This window comes from Lacinutrix cladophorae (genome assembly GCF_053604645.1).
The window spans coordinates 55,995-75,587 of sequence record NZ_JBSHNR010000119.1 but is presented as its reverse complement, the minus strand read 5'-3'; the positions used below and the strand labels follow the sequence as shown (position 1 = coordinate 75,587).

The 19,593-nt window shown below is 28.7% G+C and carries 19 protein-coding genes; 6 read left to right on the top strand and 13 right to left on the bottom strand.

The window, feature by feature from the left end; all coding sequences use genetic code 11:
• Nucleotides 1-2: 2 nt before the first annotated feature.
• From ACVC3Y_RS10605 to ACVC3Y_RS10590, 4 genes are all read right to left on the bottom strand, one after another.
• Complete coding sequence (locus ACVC3Y_RS10605; RefSeq protein ID WP_303423357.1) at nt 3-1,163, bottom strand: iron-containing alcohol dehydrogenase; 1,161 nt, start codon at nt 1,161-1,163, stop codon at nt 3-5.
• Between the two features lie 44 nt (nt 1,164-1,207).
• Nucleotides 1,208-1,840 (bottom strand): nitroreductase family protein, encoded by a 633-nt coding sequence (locus ACVC3Y_RS10600; RefSeq protein WP_452226867.1) that lies wholly within the window; start codon nt 1,838-1,840, stop codon nt 1,208-1,210.
• A gap of 72 nt (nt 1,841-1,912) precedes the next feature.
• Entirely contained in the window at nt 1,913-2,497 is a 585-nt protein-coding gene (locus tag ACVC3Y_RS10595; protein ID WP_303423353.1) for a TetR/AcrR family transcriptional regulator, read from the bottom strand.
• A 131-nt stretch (nt 2,498-2,628) separates the two neighbouring features.
• Nucleotides 2,629-2,847 (bottom strand): hypothetical protein, encoded by a 219-nt coding sequence (locus ACVC3Y_RS10590; protein WP_452226866.1) that lies wholly within the window; start codon nt 2,845-2,847, stop codon nt 2,629-2,631.
• Between the two features lie 741 nt (nt 2,848-3,588).
• Between ACVC3Y_RS10590 and ACVC3Y_RS10585 the strand changes: the two genes are divergently transcribed.
• Nucleotides 3,589-5,292: a patatin-like phospholipase family protein gene (locus ACVC3Y_RS10585; RefSeq protein ID WP_452226865.1), complete on the top strand. Its 1,704-nt coding sequence runs from the start codon at nt 3,589-3,591 to the stop codon at nt 5,290-5,292.
• Between the two features lie 9 nt (nt 5,293-5,301).
• On the opposite strand, the gene ACVC3Y_RS10580 is transcribed toward ACVC3Y_RS10585, so the two are convergent.
• Nucleotides 5,302-6,207 carry an EamA family transporter gene (locus ACVC3Y_RS10580; RefSeq protein ID WP_452226864.1) on the bottom strand — a complete coding sequence of 302 codons (906 nt, stop codon included), beginning with the start codon at nt 6,205-6,207 and terminating at the stop codon, nt 5,302-5,304.
• Nucleotides 6,208-6,506: 299 nt separating this feature from the next.
• Between ACVC3Y_RS10580 and ACVC3Y_RS10575 the strand changes: the two genes are divergently transcribed.
• Nucleotides 6,507-7,769, top strand: a complete 1,263-nt coding sequence (locus ACVC3Y_RS10575; RefSeq protein ID WP_452226863.1) for a DUF2130 domain-containing protein — start codon at nt 6,507-6,509, stop codon at nt 7,767-7,769.
• Nucleotides 7,770-7,874: 105 nt separating this feature from the next.
• Nucleotides 7,875-8,066: a cold-shock protein gene (locus ACVC3Y_RS10570; RefSeq protein ID WP_303423344.1), complete on the top strand. Its 192-nt coding sequence runs from the start codon at nt 7,875-7,877 to the stop codon at nt 8,064-8,066.
• Nucleotides 8,067-8,158: 92 nt separating this feature from the next.
• On the opposite strand, the gene ACVC3Y_RS10565 is transcribed toward ACVC3Y_RS10570, so the two are convergent.
• Genes ACVC3Y_RS10565 through ACVC3Y_RS10535 form a run of 7 tightly spaced genes read right to left on the bottom strand, consistent with a single transcriptional unit; the run spans nt 8,159 to nt 14,560 of the window.
• Nucleotides 8,159-8,803 (bottom strand): thiamine phosphate synthase, encoded by a 645-nt coding sequence (locus tag ACVC3Y_RS10565; protein ID WP_452226862.1) that lies wholly within the window; start codon nt 8,801-8,803, stop codon nt 8,159-8,161.
• Between the two features lie 39 nt (nt 8,804-8,842).
• The gene (locus ACVC3Y_RS10560) at nt 8,843-9,274 is read right to left on the bottom strand and encodes a TlpA family protein disulfide reductase (protein WP_303423340.1); all 432 of its coding nucleotides are present in this window, start codon (nt 9,272-9,274) and stop codon (nt 8,843-8,845) included.
• Between the two features lie 42 nt (nt 9,275-9,316).
• Complete coding sequence (locus ACVC3Y_RS10555) at nt 9,317-10,651, bottom strand: DUF58 domain-containing protein (protein WP_303423338.1); 1,335 nt, start codon at nt 10,649-10,651, stop codon at nt 9,317-9,319.
• A gap of 4 nt (nt 10,652-10,655) precedes the next feature.
• Nucleotides 10,656-11,660: an AAA family ATPase gene (locus ACVC3Y_RS10550; protein ID WP_303423336.1), complete on the bottom strand. Its 1,005-nt coding sequence runs from the start codon at nt 11,658-11,660 to the stop codon at nt 10,656-10,658.
• A gap of 4 nt (nt 11,661-11,664) precedes the next feature.
• Nucleotides 11,665-12,873 (bottom strand): hypothetical protein, encoded by a 1,209-nt coding sequence (locus tag ACVC3Y_RS10545; RefSeq protein WP_303423334.1) that lies wholly within the window; start codon nt 12,871-12,873, stop codon nt 11,665-11,667.
• Nucleotides 12,870-13,595 (bottom strand): DUF4129 domain-containing protein, encoded by a 726-nt coding sequence (locus tag ACVC3Y_RS10540; RefSeq protein ID WP_452226861.1) that lies wholly within the window; start codon nt 13,593-13,595, stop codon nt 12,870-12,872. Before ACVC3Y_RS10540 ends, ACVC3Y_RS10545 begins: the two co-directional genes overlap by 4 nt.
• Nucleotides 13,595-14,560 (bottom strand): stage II sporulation protein M, encoded by a 966-nt coding sequence (locus tag ACVC3Y_RS10535; RefSeq protein WP_452227131.1) that lies wholly within the window; start codon nt 14,558-14,560, stop codon nt 13,595-13,597. The genes ACVC3Y_RS10540 and ACVC3Y_RS10535 overlap by 1 nt, the downstream gene beginning before the upstream one ends.
• A 21-nt stretch (nt 14,561-14,581) precedes the next feature.
• Here ACVC3Y_RS10535 and ACVC3Y_RS10530 point away from each other — a divergent pair, with 21 nt between their 5' ends.
• The gene (locus ACVC3Y_RS10530) at nt 14,582-15,394 is read left to right on the top strand and encodes an RDD family protein (RefSeq protein WP_303423328.1); all 813 of its coding nucleotides are present in this window, start codon (nt 14,582-14,584) and stop codon (nt 15,392-15,394) included.
• Between the two features lie 113 nt (nt 15,395-15,507).
• Nucleotides 15,508-16,833, top strand: a complete 1,326-nt coding sequence (locus ACVC3Y_RS10525) for a GAF domain-containing sensor histidine kinase (RefSeq protein ID WP_303423326.1) — start codon at nt 15,508-15,510, stop codon at nt 16,831-16,833.
• A 30-nt stretch (nt 16,834-16,863) separates the two neighbouring features.
• Here ACVC3Y_RS10525 and ACVC3Y_RS10520 read toward each other — a convergent pair whose 3' ends face one another.
• Nucleotides 16,864-17,832, bottom strand: coding sequence for a sugar phosphate isomerase/epimerase family protein (locus ACVC3Y_RS10520; RefSeq protein ID WP_303423324.1), 969 nt, complete (start codon nt 17,830-17,832; stop codon nt 16,864-16,866).
• Between the two features lie 424 nt (nt 17,833-18,256).
• Here ACVC3Y_RS10520 and ACVC3Y_RS10515 point away from each other — a divergent pair, with 424 nt between their 5' ends.
• Nucleotides 18,257-19,588: a TolC family protein gene (locus ACVC3Y_RS10515; RefSeq protein WP_452226860.1), complete on the top strand. Its 1,332-nt coding sequence runs from the start codon at nt 18,257-18,259 to the stop codon at nt 19,586-19,588.
• Nucleotides 19,589-19,593: the final 5 nt, after the last annotated feature.

The following is a 19,593-nucleotide window of genomic DNA, read 5'->3' as shown; positions in this document are numbered from 1 at the left end:
ATTTAATATGCCATTTTTATTATTTTCTCCACTTTCTCTGGAGTTAATGTTTGATGTTCTCCCAAAGCTGTCCAACCACGGTCTGTAAATCGTTTTGAGATTTTTTCAGCAGTACCTTCATATTCTTTAGTATAGTTGGATAATTTAGTGTCGATTCCTAATTCGTGGAAAAAAGCTTCTGTTTTCGCTATAGCTTCATATGCTTTATCTTCCGTATTACCTTCCGTAATATTCCAAATGCGTTCTCCGTATTGTGCTAATTTTTCTTTTTTAGATTCAAAATTAAACTTGTAATGGCTTGGAGCAATTACAGCTAAGGTACGTGCGTGATCGATTCCGAATAAAGCAGTTAACTCGTGGCCCATTGCATGAACTGCCCAATCTGTTGGTACTCCTTTTTGAATTAATCCGTTTAAAGCCATCGTACAACTCCACATAAAATTAGAAGCAGCTTGATAATCGGTTGGATCTTTTAAAACGGATGGTGCAACTTCTACTAAAGTTTGTAATATACTTTCGGCAAAACGATCTTGTAATAATGCTCCAATTGGATAGGTCATGTATTGCTCTAAAACGTGTGTAAAAGCATCTGTTAAGCCATTTGCTAATTGACGTCTAGGAATAGAAGTAATTACTTGTGGGTCTAAAATGGAAAACTCTGGGAATAATCCAGGCCCACCCATTGCAAGTTTTTCTTTAGTTTCTGCCCTTGTAATTACAGCACCAGAATTCATTTCAGATCCAGTAGCTGGTAAAGTTAAAACGGTTCCAAAAGGCATGCCTTTATTGGTTCTTATATTTTTTGTTAAAATATCCCATGGTGTATCGCCATTGTATACTGCAGCTGCAGATAAAAATTTAGTGCCATCGATAACAGAACCTCCACCAACAGCTAGTAAATAGTTGATGTTTTGGTCTTTAATAACTTTTAAAGCTTCCATTAAGGTTGCATATTCTGGATTTGCTGGGATGCCTCCAAATTCAATAACATTTACATTAGTTAAAGCAGTTTTTACTTGGTCGTAAATTCCGTTTTTCTTTATACTTCCACCTCCATATAGCAACAATACTTTAGCATCTTGAGGGATTTCTGTTTTTAATTTTTCTATGGTATTCTTTCCAAAAATAATTTTGGTAGGATTTTTAAATTCAAAATTGTTCATCTTCTTTTTCTTTTTTTAATTTTTAATATGTTTTAAAGTGTTATTTATTCAATAACAGTAACTAAATCTGTCATTGGTTTTCTAACCTTTACTAAGTTTACTAACCAATCTTCACTTTCTTGCCTATAACCAATAGGTAACAAAACAGTGCTTCTTAAGCCTTTTTCACGTAATCCTAAAATTTTATCTACAGCAGCAGGATCGAATCCTTCTATAGGAGTGGCATCTACACCTTCGAAAGCAGCAGCAATAATTGCATGAGCAAAAGAGATGTATGCTTGTTTGGCAGCATGATTAAAGTTTTCTTCTTTTTCTTTTTGTGGATATGCCTTTAATAACATTTGACGATAGTTTTCCCAACCTTCATTTTTAAAGCCTCGAATTTCGTTAGTTAAATCGAACATATAGTTAATTCGGTCTTCGGTATAATGATCCCAAGCTGCAAAGACGAGTAGGTGAGAGCAGTCTGTAATTACCGATTGGTTCCATGCAACAGGTTTAATTTTTTCTTTTATTTGTTGGCTTTTTATTACAAATATTTCAAAAGGTTGTAAACCACTAGACGTTGGAGCAAGTCGAGCAGCCTCTAAAATTCTTTCTATCTTTTCTTCAGTAACTTTTTTACCATTCATTGCTTTTGCAGCATATCTCCAATTTAATTTGTTTAATAATTCCATTTTATTTTTTTGTTCTAGTTTTATGTTTTTAGTATATCCGTTTTAGTTGAACTAAATAGCTGTTTTTTTATGTTAGGAATGTACTTTTATACTGTTCCAAGCAGATTGATAAGCTTCTTCTAAATGTGTTTTATTTAATTGAAAATCTCCACGTTTTTGAGTAATCATTAAAAAAGACAAAGGATTAATGGAGTAAGCATATAATAAATAATCCGATAAAGGTTTAATAACACCTTCGTTTTTACCACGAGACCAAAGATCAAGTAAAGGTTGTAAATGTTTGATACCTTCTTTTCTACTCGGCTCATCAATCATTGGTGTATTGTCACATTGTGCTAAAAACATTGCGTTTTCACATTCTTTAAGTTTAAAATCTGCAATACGTTTCCATATTAATTTAAAACCATCTTCTATAGACATGTTTTTATTGTAAGTTGCAAATGCATATTTAGTATATGCAGCTTTTACTTCTATATATGTCTGATTTACTAAGTCTTGTTTATTTTCAAAATATAGATAGATAGTAGCAGGTGAAACATTAGCCATCTTAGCTATTTTACTCATAGGTGTAGCATGAAAACCATTATTGTTTACTAACTCAATAGTTGCTTTTATTAATGCATTTTTCTTATCAATACTTTTTTGAAGTTTTGCCATGTTCTAATTATCAGACTACAAAGGTATATAAAAAAATGAATGTTCATTCTTTTTTAACAAAAACTTATAATTAATAGATTCCTGCATAATATAAGACAAGGTAGCTAAGCTTGCTTGTAAGTGGAAATATTTTAAAAATATTTAATTCTATTATCTGTTACTTTATTTTCAGAAATAAAAACCATAAAAAGATAAAAAGACATAACATTACAGATAACAATTAAAACAGTAAAGGTTTTATTATAAAGAAAAAGCTCGTTAATAGAAGACAAGCAAACTTGAAAAAAAGTAAATATTCCTGAGGTTAATAAGATAATTGCATTATTGTATTTATCTTTTATATAAATCATTGCAAATGTTAGGGTATAAATTATCAAGCATAAAACACATAATAAAGTGATAAAAAGCATGTTTTTAGGAATGAAATCAAATATCAATTCTAGAACAGCAAAAATAGTGTAACTAAATATAAAAATCCCTAACAATACCGAAATGGAGCGTATAGATTTTAAATTTACTTTATTTGAATAGGATTTAATAATTAGCGTAAATAAAATTAAATAAACAGAGGTCGCTAAAACAATCCAAAAATAGTAGTCTATAAAATTGTAGAAAGATAAAACGTTAGAAATTAGACCAAAAAATATAGAAAAAACAAAAAAAAGATTTACTTTTTCCTTTACAAAACTAATATATTTTAAAAGTATAGAAATAAAAACAAAAGGAACTACATAAATTAAATCCCTTTTGTTTGATGAAATACCAACAGCTACTGAAGCGAAGAATGAGATATAAAATAAAACATCAAATAAAGTATTTTGTTTAAAAAAAGCCAATCGATTTAAAAATTTTTTAACCATTAAAAACGTCTATTTATAATACAATTAAACTATAAATATAATTAATTAGTTTCGAAAAAGTATTTAGATTGATTCTATAATTAAGAGGACTATGTCGAAAACTTCAAGTTGATATGTTAATAAGCATACTAATATTTTGAGGAGTTGCTTATTTAAATAATCAGGTACTTATACTTATAATCAATTCTTAATTAATAACTATATTTAAAAAGACTAAACTTATATTATTTAATGACGAACGAAAATATACACAACAACAATTTTAAACCCTTTGAAAACATTGGACTTTGCTTTAGTGGAGGTGGTTATCGTGCAACTTTTTTTGCTTTAGGAGTATTATCTTATTTAGATCAGATTAGGTATAAAGATACATCGTTATTACAATCTGTTAAAGCATTAAGTACAGTAAGTGGAGGTACACTTGCAGGAGTTGGTTTTGCTAAAGCTGTACAAAGTAAAGATTATAATTTTAAAGATTTTTTTAAAAATTTCTATACAACCTTTACGCCAAAAAATGATAAACTTTTAAAAACGGCAATATCGAAATTAGAAGATGATTCTGTTTGGAAAACAAATGAGTATAAAAATAGATCTCTAATTAATGCATTTGCTTTAACTTATGCAGAAATGCCTTTGTTTGAAGGCGCTTTCGAACAATTTAAAGGCAATAAAATAAAACAATTAGAACAAGTTTGTTTTAATGCTACCGATTTTTCATTTGGGTTAACCTATCGATTTCAAAACAAAGGGTATTTTGGTAATAATCCATTATATAAAAATAACCAAAAAGAAATGAATGCTTTAAGAGATGAAATAATCTTAGGCGATGTTATTGCTTCTTCTTCTTGTTTTCCTGTAGGGTTTGAGCCTCTTATTTTTCCAGATGATTATTTTGATAATCATAAAAGTCCAGCATACAAAAACATAAAAGAATTAGATGACTTTATTAATGGTGTAGGTATTATGGATGGTGGCATTGCAGACAATCAGGGTATTGGTAGCATGATGCTTATTAATGAAAGAATGGAAAGAGCAAAAAAAGGCTTAGATCTAATTATTGTTAACGATGTAGGAAGTTATAAAATGAAACCTTGGCAACAAGACACTACCAAAATTGAGAAAAGTTCGACATTAAAACGTGCCATTAATAAAATACTACAATACTTTACTATAAAGCCTTTGTACTGGATAATATTTATTATAGGATCACTAATCTTACTTTTAAACAATATGCAAGTTTTTGGTAAACAAGCATATACAGGCTTGTATATTTTGGGTGGAGTGCTTTTTGGTATTGGTTTATTATTAACCATTTTTGGTTTGGTAGCTTCTATACTTAAAGCATCCGTTTTATCTAAACTAAAAGGAATCTTTAAAAAAAATGTTCCAGCACCTTTAATAGATGACATATTATCCTTTAAGAAACTAGAAATTAGTTTAATACAAGTAATGCTAACCAACAGGTTATCCTCTGCTTTAACCATGATAAATGATGTTTTTTTAAAACAAATGCGACGTATAAATTACGATTTGTTTTATTCTAAAAGTGAATTGAAAAATAAAAGAATTACTGCTACTGTGTATAAATTGAATGGAAAAAAATCAACATATAACAATGGTACAGGATATAATAAAGATATAAAACCAGCACCAAGTAAAAATTTAGAGAATGTTTGTTTAACAGCTTCAGAAACACCAACAACTTTGTGGTGGGACAAAAAGGATATTGCAAAAAACCGAATGGAAACCCTAATCGCTTGTGGGCAATTTACAGTATGTTATGAACTAATGGATTACATTTTAAAGCTAAAAGCAGATCCAGATAATAAAATAGCAGACTTTACCGAAATCGATGCTTTATATCAAGCACTAGAAAACGATTGGAATACATTTAATAAACAGCCTTTATGGTTGGTAGATGATTTAAAAAGTTGAGTATTACTTCTATCTATTTGAATATAATATTAAAAATACACCAACCATTATTCCAGCTAAAGGGATTAGTTTCTTGCGTTTGTTTTTTTCTTTAAAAATCAAGCCTCCAACTACAACTGCAATAAGTATTTGGCTTCTTTTTATAGCAGATAGTAACATAATTAAAGCATCAGGATCTTGTAAAGCTTTAAAGTAGAAGTAATCTGCTGCTTGCAATAAAACACCAACAGCTATAATAGACCATCTAAAAGTAAAGGCCTTTCTTTTTTTTGGAAAAGGAAACCAAGTTATAGATAAAATGACTAGTAAAATTAGAATCGTATATAAGCAAAACCAAAACTGAAGCGTTTGTGGGTTTAGAGTTAGTCTCTGAATTAAAAACTTATCATATAAACCACTAGAAGCACCTAAAAAAGTGGCACCAATAATCGCAAATATCCATTTGTTTTTTTTAAAATTTATACCTTCTTTTTTTCCTATTTTAGAATAAAGAATTACGGAGAAAATAATAACAAAAAAACCAATCCACTGTAAGAAACTGGGACTCTCTTTATAAATCAAAATAGCTCCAATAAATGTAAAAAATGGACCAGCAGAACGTATTGGTGTTACAATAGTTATAGGTAAATGTTTTAATGCTTGATAAGCTAAAACCCAAGAACTAGCCATAATAGCAGATTTAATGCATATAAAACCATGTGTTTGCCAATTAATTTTTTGAAAATTATAACCATTATTTATAGCATATTCTGGATAGAAGATGGATAGCATATAAAATAGCGCTACAAAAATAAATCCACTAGAAACTGTACCTAAAAGAACAGGAAATACTTCATTACCTTGCACAGCATGTTTTTTACAAAGATTATGTAATCCCAAAAAAAGTGCAGCCAATAAACCTAGATACATCCACATGTCGCGAATATAGTTAATTCGTCAATTTTGTGATTAGAAAGTATAGCGATTTTTAAAATATTAATCAGAAACAAAAACGGTTAAGTAATAAGTAAAAAAGAACTTCAATATTTACATTTTTATGCTACAGTATTCTTACAATAATTTGTAATTTTAAACACTTCCTAATTAACTGTTTGAATAGTAGATATATAGTATTGAATCATAAAAAATGATTGTAAAAAAAGACCTAACATTAATTTTTGTTATAGTAATACATAAACTATTTTAAGTAATTTGAAGCCTTTAGAATAAAACATATGAAAAACGAAACTCAAATAAAATGCCCTAATTGTGGTACATCTATAGATGTTCAAGATATTTTATCTCATCAATTAGAAGAAGAGATAAAACAAAAATATCAGTCACAAATTGCAGAGGAAAAAAAGAAATATGCCACTCAGCAAGAAAAATTGAAACAAGAAAAGTTTGATTTTGAGCAAAAGAAAAAGAAAGAAAACGAACTTTTTCAAGAGCGTTTAGAAAATCAATTAAAACAAGACAAAAAAGAAATAGAAGTAAATCTTAAACGAAAATTAAAAGAAGAGCAGTCTGACCAATTTGATGCTTTACAAAAAGAACTAAATGAAAAGTCGGAACAAGTTAAAGAGTTAAATCGATCTAAAGCAGAAATAGAAAAACTCAAAAGAGAAAAAGGAGAATTAAAGGAAGCAGCAGAAGCGGAAGCACAAAAAAAATTAAATGAAATTTTAATAGCAGAAAAAGAAAAGATAAAAAAATCGGAAGAAGACAAAAACGAATTGCGTTTTAAAGAAATGCAAAAACAATTAGAAGACCAAAAAAAGCTTACCGAAGAAATGAAACGTAAGCAAGAACAAGGATCTATGCAATTGCAAGGAGAAGTTCAAGAATTAGCAATAGAAGAATGGCTAGCTTCAAAATTTCCATTAGATACTATTGAAGAAATTAAAAAAGGGGCTAGAGGAGGAGATTGTATTCAAATAGTGCATACTAGAACAGAGCAAAATTGTGGGTCTATTTATTATGAAAGTAAACGAACAAAGGATTTTCAGCCTAGTTGGATTGAAAAGTTTAAAGCAGATATAAGAGATCGAGGAGCAAATATTGGTGTGTTGGTAACAGAAGTGATGCCTTCCGATATGGATAGAATGGGATTGAAAGATGGTATTTGGATTTGTAATTATGAAGAATTTAAAGGCCTCTGTACTGTTTTAAGAGAAGGGATTTTGCAAGTAAATAACGCTATTATTACCCAAGAAAACAAAGGAGATAAAATGGATTTACTTTATGATTATCTTACGAGTACTACTTTTCGAATGCAAATTGAAGCTATTGTAGAAGGGTTTACCCAAATGAAATCGGATCTAGATAGTGAAAAACGTTCCATGCAAAGAATATGGAAACAAAGAGAAAAGCAAATTGAAAAAGTGGTGACCAATACCATCGATATGTATGGTTCTATAAAAGGAATTGCTGGAAATGCTATTCAATCGGTTAAAGCATTAGAATTACCAGAAGGTGATGAAGAATTAAATTTGTAAATGCCTAATTTATAATAAATTGAAAATTAGTCAATTAATATCTTGCAACTTACAATTAATGGCACCATCTTTGCAAAGTATTAAATAATAATAAATTAAATTACAATGAATAAAGGAACAGTAAAATTTTTCAACGACACTAAAGGTTTTGGATTCATCACTGAAGAAGGAGTTGATAAAGATCACTTCGTACACATTTCTGGATTAATCGATGAGATTAGAGAAGGTGATGTAGTAGAGTTTGACTTAAAAGAAGGAAACAAAGGATTAAATGCAGTTAACGTAAAAGTTATCTAAGACATATACTTAAGTTTTATAAAAGCCTATCCAAATTTGGATAGGCTTTTTTTATGTCTTAAAATCAAAATAAATGGCACAATCTAAAATGCTTATTTAAAAGTGTGACGTTGTTCTTGTGTTGCAGAGGCATTTAATAGTTGATGAAAAGTTTTAATCGAATCAAAATTTTGCGTAATAGCATTAGAAACAGCAATACCAGATATCCCTGTTTTTAATATATCTGCAACATCATTAGTCGTTATTTCTCCAAAACCAAGGATCGGAGTTTCGGTTTTTAAAGCTTCCGTAATTGCTAAAAAACCATTTAAACCTAAAGCAGAACTATGTTTACTTTGCATTTCTACTGCTTTAAAAGTACTTAAAGTAATATAATCTACTTCTTTAGCAATTAATTTTTCACAATCTTGTAATGTATTTGCTGTTGCTCCAATAATTTGCCAAGGATATAATTGTTTACGAGCAATAGAAGTGAAGGAGTCGATTTTTTCTATATGAATTCCATCAGCTTTAATTTCTTTAGCTACTTTAAAATATTCGAATATTATTAATCTAGTTTGAAAATGAGAAGTGATTTTTATAGCTTCTTTAGCTATTTTTAATACTTTTTTTTCGGAAGCATTTTCTATACGTAATTGTACTAATTCTGCTCCCGAAGTGCATGCTTTTTGTATGTTCTCTAAAAGCTCTTTTGGTGATTCTCCCTGTGATATATAGTGTAACTTTGGTATAATCATATTTTATTTATCTGTGTAATTAAGTATTCTTTTGCGTTTTCACACAAGGCTTTCTAAGGCATAAAAAATTCGATTTTGTGCATTATCTTGCGAGCCAAAAACAGACCGAAAAAGTTCTCCGTTTTTTGAAATTATTAACCATTGTGGCGTTCCTTCTGCCTGAAATTGGTCGTAAACTTTATGCGATTTATCCATATAAATAGGAAATGGATTTTCACCACTAGTAAAAATACTTTTAATATTTTCTTTTGTTCCTTCTCTATGCATAAAATCGGCATGAATACCTGCAACTTGAATGTTTGGGTATTGTTGTTGCAACTTATAAGCTAAAGGTATTGCTCGTCCTGTGCAACCTAAACAATCATTATTGTAAATAAGAAGTAATTGTACTTTGTTTTTATACAATACCATTAAGTCTGTAGCAACACCATCTAAATCTAAAACAGGAATGGATTTTATGATTGTATTCATTTTATATTTATATAAGTTAGTTTAAAAGTTTTGTTCCAGTTTTTAAAAAAGCCCTCTAGATTTTAATTCCAGATATTTATTAATGGTATCTCCTGTTAAATTTTCAGGTTCTGTTAATACAGATGGAATACCATATTTTTTTAATGCTTTTACAATTCTCTTTTTTTCATGCATAAACTTCTCTGCAATAATAGTGTCGTAAACATCCTGTATGTTTTCAGACTTCGAATGTACTACAGTATTTAATTCGGTGTTTTTAAAAAATACAACCAATAGTAAATGGTTTTTTGCCAATGCACGTAAATAGGAGAGTTGTCTATTTAATCCATCCATAGTTTCAAAATTGGTATATAAAATAAGTAAACTTCTGTTGGTTATTTTTCTTTTTACTGCAGCATATAAACTACTAAAATCCGATTCCGAAAAATCTGTTTTTATATTATATAAGGCTTCCGAAATTAACTGCATTTGCGAGTTTCTTTGTTCTGCAACAATAATATCTTCTAATTTTCTTGAAAACGATAACATGCCTGCCTTATCTTGTTTTCTTAAAATAACATTACTAATGGCTAAGGTTGCATTTACGGCATAATCTAATAAACTAATATTATTAAAGTGCAATTGCATAGCACGCCCTTTATCAATTATAGAATAAACTGGTTGCGATTTTTCTTCTACATATTGATTAATCATTAATTGATTTCTCTTTGCAGTAGCTTTCCAATTTAGCGTTCGTATGTCGTCTCCAGAAACATATTCTTTAATTTGTTCAAACTCTAATGAATGTCCAATTCTTCTTACTTTTTTAGATCCGTAAGAAATAGTTGCATCAGTAAATGCTTTAAAATTAAAATCTCTTAACTTTAAAAACGAAGGATAACATTTTAGTTCTTTTGTATCTCCTAAAATATATTTTTTTGTCGCTAACTGAAGTGGAGTAGAAGCATAAATATTTACATTTCCAAAATGATAAACACCTCTTTGTGTAGGTTTTACATCGTAATGAATTGTTTTTTCTTTTTTTGAAGCTAACTTGATATTAAAAATAAAATCTCGTTTTTGAAATTGAAAAGGAAGTTCTTCAATAACCGATAAATTACTTAAAAACGAATAGTTGTTTTTTATTTGAAGTGTAATTTTATTGTTGTCTCCATTCGATAATCTTTCGGGTAAAAAACGTGAGACTTCCACACCTTTTTCAATAACAAAAAGGGCATAAACATCTACAAATACTAAAAGGGATAAAATACCTAGTAATATTTTAGAGATATAGAAAAAAACAGGCACAAAAAAACCAACTACAAATAAGAAACAAATACCTGCTAAAATGTAGAATAATCTATTGTTTAAAAATAATGTGCTGTATAATTTTTTCATGTATTTATCTAGGAATTTCTACAGCTTCAATAATTTGCTCAATAATTTGTTTGCTGGTTACTCCTTCCATTTCTCTTTCTGGAGTTACTATTACGCGGTGTTGTAATACAGGAATAGAAGCTCTTTTTATATCTTCTGGTGTAACAAAATCTCTACCATCAATAGCTGCAAATGCTTTCGAAGCTTTTAAAATTGCTATACTTGCTCTTGGTGAAGCACCTAAATACAAAAAGGAATTTGATCTCGTATTCACCACAATATTGGCAATGTATTTTAATAAATTTTCTTCCAGATTTATTTGATTAACAATGGCTCTATATTTCTCGATTTTTTCACCAGAAATTATAGTTTCTATTTTTTCAGTTTTTTTGATGTTCTCTAAAGCCTGCTCTCTGGTTATAATTTCTAGTTCTTCTTCAGCATTTGGGTATTCTACATTAATTTTAAATAAAAACCTATCTAATTGTGCTTCAGGTAATCTATAGGTTCCTTCTTGTTCTATCGGGTTTTGTGTCGCCAAAACAATAAAAGGTTCTTTCATTTTATAGGTTTGCCCATCTATAGTAACTTGTTTTTCTTCCATAACTTCAAAGAGTGCTGCTTGCGTTTTTGCTGGCGCTCTATTAATTTCATCTATTAAAATCATACTGGAAAAAATTGGGCCTTTTTTAAATTCGAAATCGGAAGTTTTTGCATTAAAAACAGAGGTTCCTAAAATATCGGAAGGCATTAAATCTGGCGTAAATTGAATGCGACTAAAATCTACATCTATTGTTTTAGAAAGTAATTTAGCTGTAATTGTTTTTGCAACTCCAGGGACACCTTCTATTAATACATGTCCGTTTGCTAAAAGGGATACCATTAGAAGGTCCATCATATCTTTTTGACCAACAATTACTTTCTTTAATTGTTTCTTTATTTTAAAAACAGCTTCCTGTAATTCGGATACATCTATTCTGTTTTTAAATTCTAAATTATCTGAAGCTTCTAAGTGATTCTGTTCTTCCATAAGGTTATTTTTTAAAGAAATTTTCTATCATTTTGTTTAATACAATCAGGTCTACTTCTGTGCATTCCGATTTACTATTTAAAGCAATAATGGTGTTTATTAAATATTTAGTACTACTGATTTCGTTATTCGATTTTAAAGCTAATTTTTCAATAAACTCACTATTTAAGTTACTGGTATTAATTAAATATTTCTCTCTAATTTTTTCTAAAAAGTAACTTATTTTTTTATCTACAAGGTTTTTATGATCTTCTTCTTCTAAATACAAATTTGCAATAGTTTGCGCAAACTCTATAGTTGAGTTTTCTAATGGTTTTATAATTGGGATAGCTCTTTGTTTTCTTCTGGCGTTAAATACCATAAATAATAGCAATCCGAAAAAGGAAACTATTAAAAACCATTTTAATGTTGGATGTTTAAAAAAGAATTTAAAAACAGAATCCTGTTTTTCATTTCTCGTATTAGCATATTTACTAGATTTAATTTGTGGATCCCACAAAATGGTTTTAGAAGGCAAATAAGAAAAAAGGTTTTCTACATAATTTTCATTGCCATTTAGCATGTAGTAATTGGTGAAAACTATAGGGTTTGTATGCAAATATACTGCTCCTTTACCATAATAAATTTTAATAAAATTTGGTTTTTTTTCGCCATTTACTTCTAGGCTTCCTAATACGATAGTGTTGTTTTTATTATAGGTTTCAAAGTAGTTTCTTCTAATATTTCTGTCGAAAAAAAATGGTTGATCTTTAAAAGTTTCATTTTCTAAAAATAACTTTCCGCTTAATTGCTTTAATGCTTCTGGAGCATAAATGTCTTTGTCAAGATTGTTTATGGTAAATTTTAATGAATCTTGAATATGATCAGAAAAATGATGAAGGGAGAAAAAAGCATTACTACCTTGTTTTACAGCGCCTAATAAATAATCTAAGCCATCTGCATCTATTTTATAAGCACTAGACTTAATACAAATATAGTTGCCAAAATCATTGTCTTTTCCATTGTGAAAAAGATAGTCGTAAATGTTTTCTTTTAAGTAATGTATTTTGTTTTCTGAAAACAATTCTTCCGCTTCATTATAAACAATATAAGTACCAAAAGGACTTTTCTTTTTCTCTTTAAAATTTTCGTACCAATTGGTTTTATTGCAGCTTAGAATGCTGAATAAAATAAGGAGTACGAGATACTTTTTTATGTTTTTAAAGAAAATCAATGCATGGAATTAAAAATGGATTTATATTTTTTTTCTACGGTTTTAAACGTAAGTGCATCTATAGGAAATTCGCCATACCAAACATAATTATATATGTATGATACATCTGCAAATTGTTTTCTAATCTGCTTGTTTTCTATTTCGAATACATATTCTGTATTGGTTTTATCTTTATGATAATCAATAGCATTATTATCGGTTAAGCGTTTTAATAAGGATAAATAATAATATCTTGTTGCTAGTCTGAAATCGGAATTTAAGATCGCCTTTTCCAGAAGTTTACTAAAATCTGCTTCGTGTATATTTTCTTCTTCATACACTAGTTTTTCTGCTGTTTTATTTGATTTTTTATTAAAATTCCAAAAAGCTATATCTGTTCCAAAAAAAGTTTTTAAAACAATTAGCACAATAACTAACCCTAAAAGAAACGGAAAAATATAGCTCATAAAACTTCCAAAAGCTGCTAAAAACCCAAAATTATTAGATGTAGAATTTTCTGGTATTACTTTAGGTTTCGGTTTTTTTAAATCATCAATATAAATAAAATCTTTATCGTTATATTTTTCTTTTAAATCCGATTTAAACACCCTTTTTTCTTCAAAATTTGTACTTTTATTTTGCACAATAGGATCGTTTTCAACTTGCGTATAATCTTCATCATACTCTTGAGAGTATCCAATAATAGATATTAATAACATGAAAAAAAGTACGTGTTTTTTCATTATCTTAAACCATGTTTTTTTGCTACTTGAAAAGGTAGAATTAGATAATAATAGCTAATAGTAACTAAACTGAATAGAATAATTGCGAAACAAAAAACGACAGGCATTGTATTGGAGTATCTAGTAATATATCCTTCTAAAAAAGCAGCAATAATGGTAAACGGAATGGTGCTAATAAAGATGTAAAATGCTTCTCGAACCCCTTTTTTAAAAGATTCGAATCTTTTTAAAGTTCCTGGAAATAGCATGCTTGCTCCAATAATGTAACCAGCAGCAGCTTCTATAATCATTCCGAAAATTTCATACGTTCCATGAATCCAAATCCCTTTTAAGCTATCCAATAAACTATTATGTTGGTAAAAAAAAGCTTGAAACACAGCCACCATAATGGCATTATAAACGATGTAAAAACCAGTGCCAATTCCAAAAAATAATCCCGAAAGAAACATGTTTAATCCTACACGTTGGTTATTATCGTATATGCCAATAAAAGTTCCCCAATTACTACCACCTTTATAAATAGCCATGGCATCTCCATTTTCAATATTTTCTAGTGTTTGGTTTACATATTCATTACCTAAAATTTGTCTAGCAAAAGAAGCATCATTAAAAGTAGAAAGCAATCCTATAAAAAAACAGATAAAGAAAAAGATAAAAGAAATATAAATATATTTTCTGTGCTGGTATGCAACAAGAGGTACTCGATCAAAAAAGAAATTCACTAAAATATTTTTATCCTTTCTTTTTGTATGGTATACCTTATCGAAACTAGTTTTTGCTAATTTATTTAAATATACAGTAACCTTACTTTTGGGATAATAGGTTTGCGCATACACTAAATCATTCATGATTTTAATGTGCAGATTTGCTATATCGTCTGGGCTTTTTTTTTCTTTATTTAAACTTATTTGCTCAAATTCAAGCCATTTTTCTTTATTTTGCTTTATAAAAGCGACTTCTCTCATTAAGGCGAATTTAAACATTGCATGAAAAGACTCCAAATAAAAACTGCACAAAATGTAAACATCCATTTTACCATGGCAAATGTAGGCCAACGTTTGTTAGCCTTTGTAATAGATAACATTATAAAATTTGCATACCTATATTTTGTCATCTCTTTTTTTGACTTTAGTTTAATAGAAAATACTTTTGATAATGACCAATGGACTATAAAAGCTATAGACGTTTTGCTTTTTTTGCCAATTACTTTTTACTCTTTATATTCTGAAATTTTATTAAATGGACAAACCATAGGGAAGAAGCTACTTAAAATTAAAGTAATTAATGAGGATGGCTTTAAACCTTCGATTACAGATTATTTAATTAGATGGTTTTTAAGAGTTATTGATTTTAATTTTTTCTCTTTGGTATTTATTTATATCGCTTCGTTAAACTTAGATAGTAATGAGTTTTTATTAGTTACTATCTTTATAATTGGAAAACTTATTGGCTTTTTAATGATACTATTCACAAATAAAAGTCAACGTTTAGGTGATATTATGGCAAATACTGTTGTTATTTATTTAAAAGATGAAGTAAAGTTTTCAGATACTATCTTAGAAAAAATTGCAGAGACCTATAAACCTGTATATCCTGCTGTGATTAAATTATCGGATAATGATGCCAGAATTATTAAAGAAACATTTATAAATGCATCTAAATTAAATGACTATAAAACCCTAATTAAGTTACGCAATAAAATATTAGAAGTAACCGAAATTAAATCTACAAATACTAGTGACAGAGAATTTATTGATACGGTTTTAAAAGATTATAATTATTATACACAGAATATGTGAAAATTGTGGAAAAGTTTAAGAAACTGATTTTCAATTCATTTTCTAATGAAAAAAGTAAACATTATATTCGTTAAAAGTAAAGAGGCTACGTTTATTCTAATATCGAAAATTGAATGCAAAAAGAAAACCTAAATTCATCCAATACAACAATAAGTAACAATAATTTAGACGCTAAACAACTTGAAAAAGATCGTATTATAGAAAGGCATTTACGTTTTCAAGACTTATTGATTAGCATTTCTACAAAATATATTAATTCTGACTTATCGGATATTGATAAATTAATAAAGGAATCATTGAAACAAATAGGTGAATTCGTAGCATCAGATAGAAGCTATATTTTTTCATATGATTTTGTTAGTAATACCTGCGCTAATACCTATGAGTGGTGTTCTAAAGGAATAGAACCAGAAATAGATAACTTACAAAATATACCTTTAGATTATATTACGCATTGGTTAGAAGCTCATAAAAAAGGAGAAGCTTTTTATGTAGAAGATGTTAGCCTTTTAGAAGAAGATGGAGAGTTTGGTTTACGTGCTATTTTAGAACCTCAAGGTATAAAAAGCTTAATAACAATACCAAAAATTAAAAACAACGAATTAATTGGTTTTATAGGTTTTGATTCGGTTAAAAAATTAAATAGTTATTCTAAAAACGAACAAGAAATCCTTTTTGTTTATGCCAATATGCTTGTTAATGTTATTCAAAAGAAGGAATATGAAGAACGTATAAAAGAACAGGAAAAGAAAAAGGAAGAATTATTAAAAAGTTTATCTATTCAAAATGAGGAACTAAATGAATATGCACATGTGGTTTCGCATGATTTAAAAGCTCCTCTAATAAATATTCACACTTTAGTTAGTTGGTTTATGGAGGATAATAAGGATGCAATAGATCTAAATGCCTTTAAACCTTTACACCAAGTATTATTTAATGTAGAAAAAATGGATTTTTTAATTAAAGGAATTTTAGACTATTCTACTATAGATAAAATAGAAGCAGAAGATAAACTCGTAAATTTTAATTTAATCATTAAAGAGGTATTACAAACCTTATTAATACCAGAGCATATACAAATTCGTATTCAAGAAGATTTACCAAGCATATTTGGAAATACCTGGAGGTTTAAACAAGTTTTTCAAAACTTAATTCAAAATGCTATAAAATATTGTGATAAGCAAAACGGATTAGTAGAAATTGGATGCATTGAAAAAGATACACACTATGAGTTTTTTGTAAAAGACAACGGCATGGGGATTAAATCGGATTATTTTGATAAAATATTTAAAGTATTTACCAAATTAGAAAGTACCGGTTCTTCTTCAGGAATTGGGCTTTCTATTGTTAAAAAAATTATTAATTATTATAATGGTTCTATTTGGCTAGAAAGCCAAAAGGGGATTGGTTCTACCTTTTATTTTACTTTTTTAAAATAAAAGAAACGTCATGGTTTTAAAATTTAAATGTTATTCAGCATTTGTCCAAGTTTCATTTATAAAAACTAAATCCTTTTCAATTCGTTTTAAAACTTCTTTCTTAGCTATTGTTAAGCTTGTTTTTCCTTTTTCGGCTCCACCTAAATCATATTCTGCATGAAGCGATACTGGAACATCAATTTGATACTTTTTAAGTAGTGAAAAATATCGATTAAAATCAATCATACCTTCTCCCATAGGTACATTAATTGGTTTCCATTTCCCATCCACTTTTCCCCATTTAAAATCTTTTAATACTATAGAGTTTATAAAAGGGTGTATACGTTTTAAACCAAGTTCCCAACTTTCTCCTCCTTCTACAACAGCATGTCTAATATCGTATTGGCAACCTATAAACTTACCATTAGTAACCTCCAAAATTGGAAGTAAATCCCAAACAGGTGCACCAACATGGTTCCCTGCATGATTCTGGTAACCACCAATAAGGTCTAGTTTTTCATTAAGTTTTTCTAAATCTTGTGCTTGTTTACCATAAAGCTCCTGACTTTCAATAATTGATTTTTCTTCAGGATACTTTAACCAATCGGTTCGATAATGAGAAAACCCCAGTTTACTAGCAGTTTGTAAAACGTTTTGATTTAATACGCTTTTGGTATTCCAAACATTTGAAGAAAACATTTTTGAAGAAAGACCATGTTTTTGCATCGCTTCAACCGCTTTTGGTAAATCTTCAATTACGTTTTCAGGCAGCACATGTCCTTTTCTTCTTACTGTTAAATCTAAACCATTAAAACCCATTGCTGCTGCTGCTGCAGACATATCCTTATAATTTAGAAACTGTAAATGCTTAGAAAACAAATGTACTTCTAATTGTTTTGGTGATTTAGTAGTAAGTATAGGTAGTTTATTTGAAAAAGATAGTAAAGGAATACTTGCTAATGCTATAGAAGAAAGTTTTGTAAACTCTCTTCTAGAATACTTGTTTAAATGCTTAGTCATATTTTTTCTTTTTTAATAATCTCCTTCTTTTACGATTATAAATGTAAGGATTACTTTAATTAAAAGGTATAAAACTAATATTAATGTTAAAATAGTATAGTATTGTGATAATATGGTTGTTTTGCATATTGTATTCTAGTCTTATATTGAAAACCCTAACTGTATAGAATGAAACATAAAGTAATTGATTTTTTAAATCACTAAAAAGAAACATTGTATACGCCATAATATTTAAAAGCTTCAGAGGTTTCTGAAGCTTTTATGGTTTATTAAATAGTACTTTTTCTTCTTTCTGTATTTATACCAAAAAAAGCCATCGATAAAATTCCCCTTTTTGTATAGACAATATCTGCAAACATCTATTTCAGTTTAATAGGTCTCTATATAATTTCACCTTTACAGTGTTAAATAAAAACACAAAAAAATGAAATTATATCTAATCCTTGTAAGCTTATTATTGGTGCAGCTCACTTTTGCTCAGGAAGCTTCTACAAATATTACTTCAAAAATATGGTCTTTAGAAGATTGTATTGATTATGCAATTGAAAATAACATTACTATAAAAGATGCAACTCTAGATAAAAGTATAGCAGAAGTAGATTATAAAAAGGCAAAATCTTCAAGATTACCAAACCTATTTGGTAGTGCTTCCCAAAATTTTTCAAGCGGAAATACGATAGACCCTATTACAAGTAATTATGTAACAGACCAGATAAATAGTACAAATGTTGGAATAAATAGTTCGGTGACCTTGTTTCAAGGAAATCAAATTACAAATCAAATCCAACAAAATAAATTGTTTTTAGAGCAAAGTATTTTTGAAGAGGAAGTCGAAAAAAACAACATTGTTTTAAATATTCTAGAAGTCTATTTACAAACGCTTTACAGTAAAGAAAATATCGCTATTGCGGAAAACAATGTAACCGCTTCTTTAAAAGAAGAACAAAGAGCAAAAGCACGTTTAGATGCAGGAACCATTGCACTAAGTGATTATACGGAAGCGCAAAGCCAAGCTGCTACAAATAAATACAATGTTATTGCGGCTAAAAATGAGTATCAACAATATATCATTGCGTTAAAACAATTATTAGAGTTATCGCCATTAGAAGACATGCAAATTGAAACTATTGATGATAACACGGACTTAGTAAATCTAGAATTAGACAAAATGAAAGTCTATAATAATGCGATTAGTTTTTTACCAGAAATCCAGTCCAGCATTCTAAATGTGAAAGCAAATGAAAAAGAATTAGATATTGCTAAAGGTGCTTTTTTACCAACATTATCCTTAACAGGTAGTATAGGTTCTGGGTATACTAGTATTAATGACAATACTTTTTCCGATCAGTTTGATGTTAATTTTAATCAAAAATTAGGCTTGTCTTTAAGTATTCCAATTTTTAATAGAAATCAAACAAAAGCAGCTGTAAAAACGGCAACTCTAAATATAGAAAAAGCCGAACTTCAAAAGCAATCTACAGAAAAAGAAGTATATAAAAAAGTAGAAACTGCTTTTCAAAATGCAGTATCTGCTCAAGAGCAAGTAATTGCTTCCGAAGCTTCGAAATTTGCAGCAGAAAAAAGTTATGAATTAGCTCAAAAAAAATATGAGTTAGGTGCTTTAAGTACTACCGATTTAGTGATTAGTCAGAACACATTTACCAATGCGCAACAAAACTATTTACAAGCTAAGTACTTAAATATTTTATACCACCAATTATTACAATTTTACCAAGGAAACGATATTAAAATTTAATCAAC

Coding starts and splice junctions, on each gene's coding strand:
- ACVC3Y_RS10605 (WP_303423357.1), bottom strand. CDS start 1,163: ATGAACAATTTTGAATTTAAAAATCCTACCAAAATTATTTTTGGAAAG.
- ACVC3Y_RS10600 (WP_452226867.1), bottom strand. CDS start 1,840: ATGGAATTATTAAACAAATTAAATTGGAGATATGCTGCAAAAGCAATG.
- ACVC3Y_RS10595 (WP_303423353.1), bottom strand. CDS start 2,497: ATGGCAAAACTTCAAAAAAGTATTGATAAGAAAAATGCATTAATAAAA.
- ACVC3Y_RS10590 (WP_452226866.1), bottom strand. CDS start 2,847: ATGATTTATATAAAAGATAAATACAATAATGCAATTATCTTATTAACC.
- ACVC3Y_RS10585 (WP_452226865.1), top strand. CDS start 3,589: ATGACGAACGAAAATATACACAACAACAATTTTAAACCCTTTGAAAAC.
- ACVC3Y_RS10580 (WP_452226864.1), bottom strand. CDS start 6,207: ATGTGGATGTATCTAGGTTTATTGGCTGCACTTTTTTTGGGATTACAT.
- ACVC3Y_RS10575 (WP_452226863.1), top strand. CDS start 6,507: ATGAAAAACGAAACTCAAATAAAATGCCCTAATTGTGGTACATCTATA.
- ACVC3Y_RS10570 (WP_303423344.1), top strand. CDS start 7,875: ATGAATAAAGGAACAGTAAAATTTTTCAACGACACTAAAGGTTTTGGA.
- ACVC3Y_RS10565 (WP_452226862.1), bottom strand. CDS start 8,803: ATGATTATACCAAAGTTACACTATATATCACAGGGAGAATCACCAAAA.
- ACVC3Y_RS10560 (WP_303423340.1), bottom strand. CDS start 9,274: ATGAATACAATCATAAAATCCATTCCTGTTTTAGATTTAGATGGTGTT.
- ACVC3Y_RS10555 (WP_303423338.1), bottom strand. CDS start 10,651: ATGAAAAAATTATACAGCACATTATTTTTAAACAATAGATTATTCTAC.
- ACVC3Y_RS10550 (WP_303423336.1), bottom strand. CDS start 11,660: ATGGAAGAACAGAATCACTTAGAAGCTTCAGATAATTTAGAATTTAAA.
- ACVC3Y_RS10540 (WP_452226861.1), bottom strand. CDS start 13,595: ATGAAAAAACACGTACTTTTTTTCATGTTATTAATATCTATTATTGGA.
- ACVC3Y_RS10535 (WP_452227131.1), bottom strand. CDS start 14,560: ATGAGAGAAGTCGCTTTTATAAAGCAAAATAAAGAAAAATGGCTTGAA.
- ACVC3Y_RS10530 (WP_303423328.1), top strand. CDS start 14,582: ATGAAAAGACTCCAAATAAAAACTGCACAAAATGTAAACATCCATTTT.
- ACVC3Y_RS10525 (WP_303423326.1), top strand. CDS start 15,508: ATGCAAAAAGAAAACCTAAATTCATCCAATACAACAATAAGTAACAAT.
- ACVC3Y_RS10520 (WP_303423324.1), bottom strand. CDS start 17,832: ATGACTAAGCATTTAAACAAGTATTCTAGAAGAGAGTTTACAAAACTT.
- ACVC3Y_RS10515 (WP_452226860.1), top strand. CDS start 18,257: ATGAAATTATATCTAATCCTTGTAAGCTTATTATTGGTGCAGCTCACT.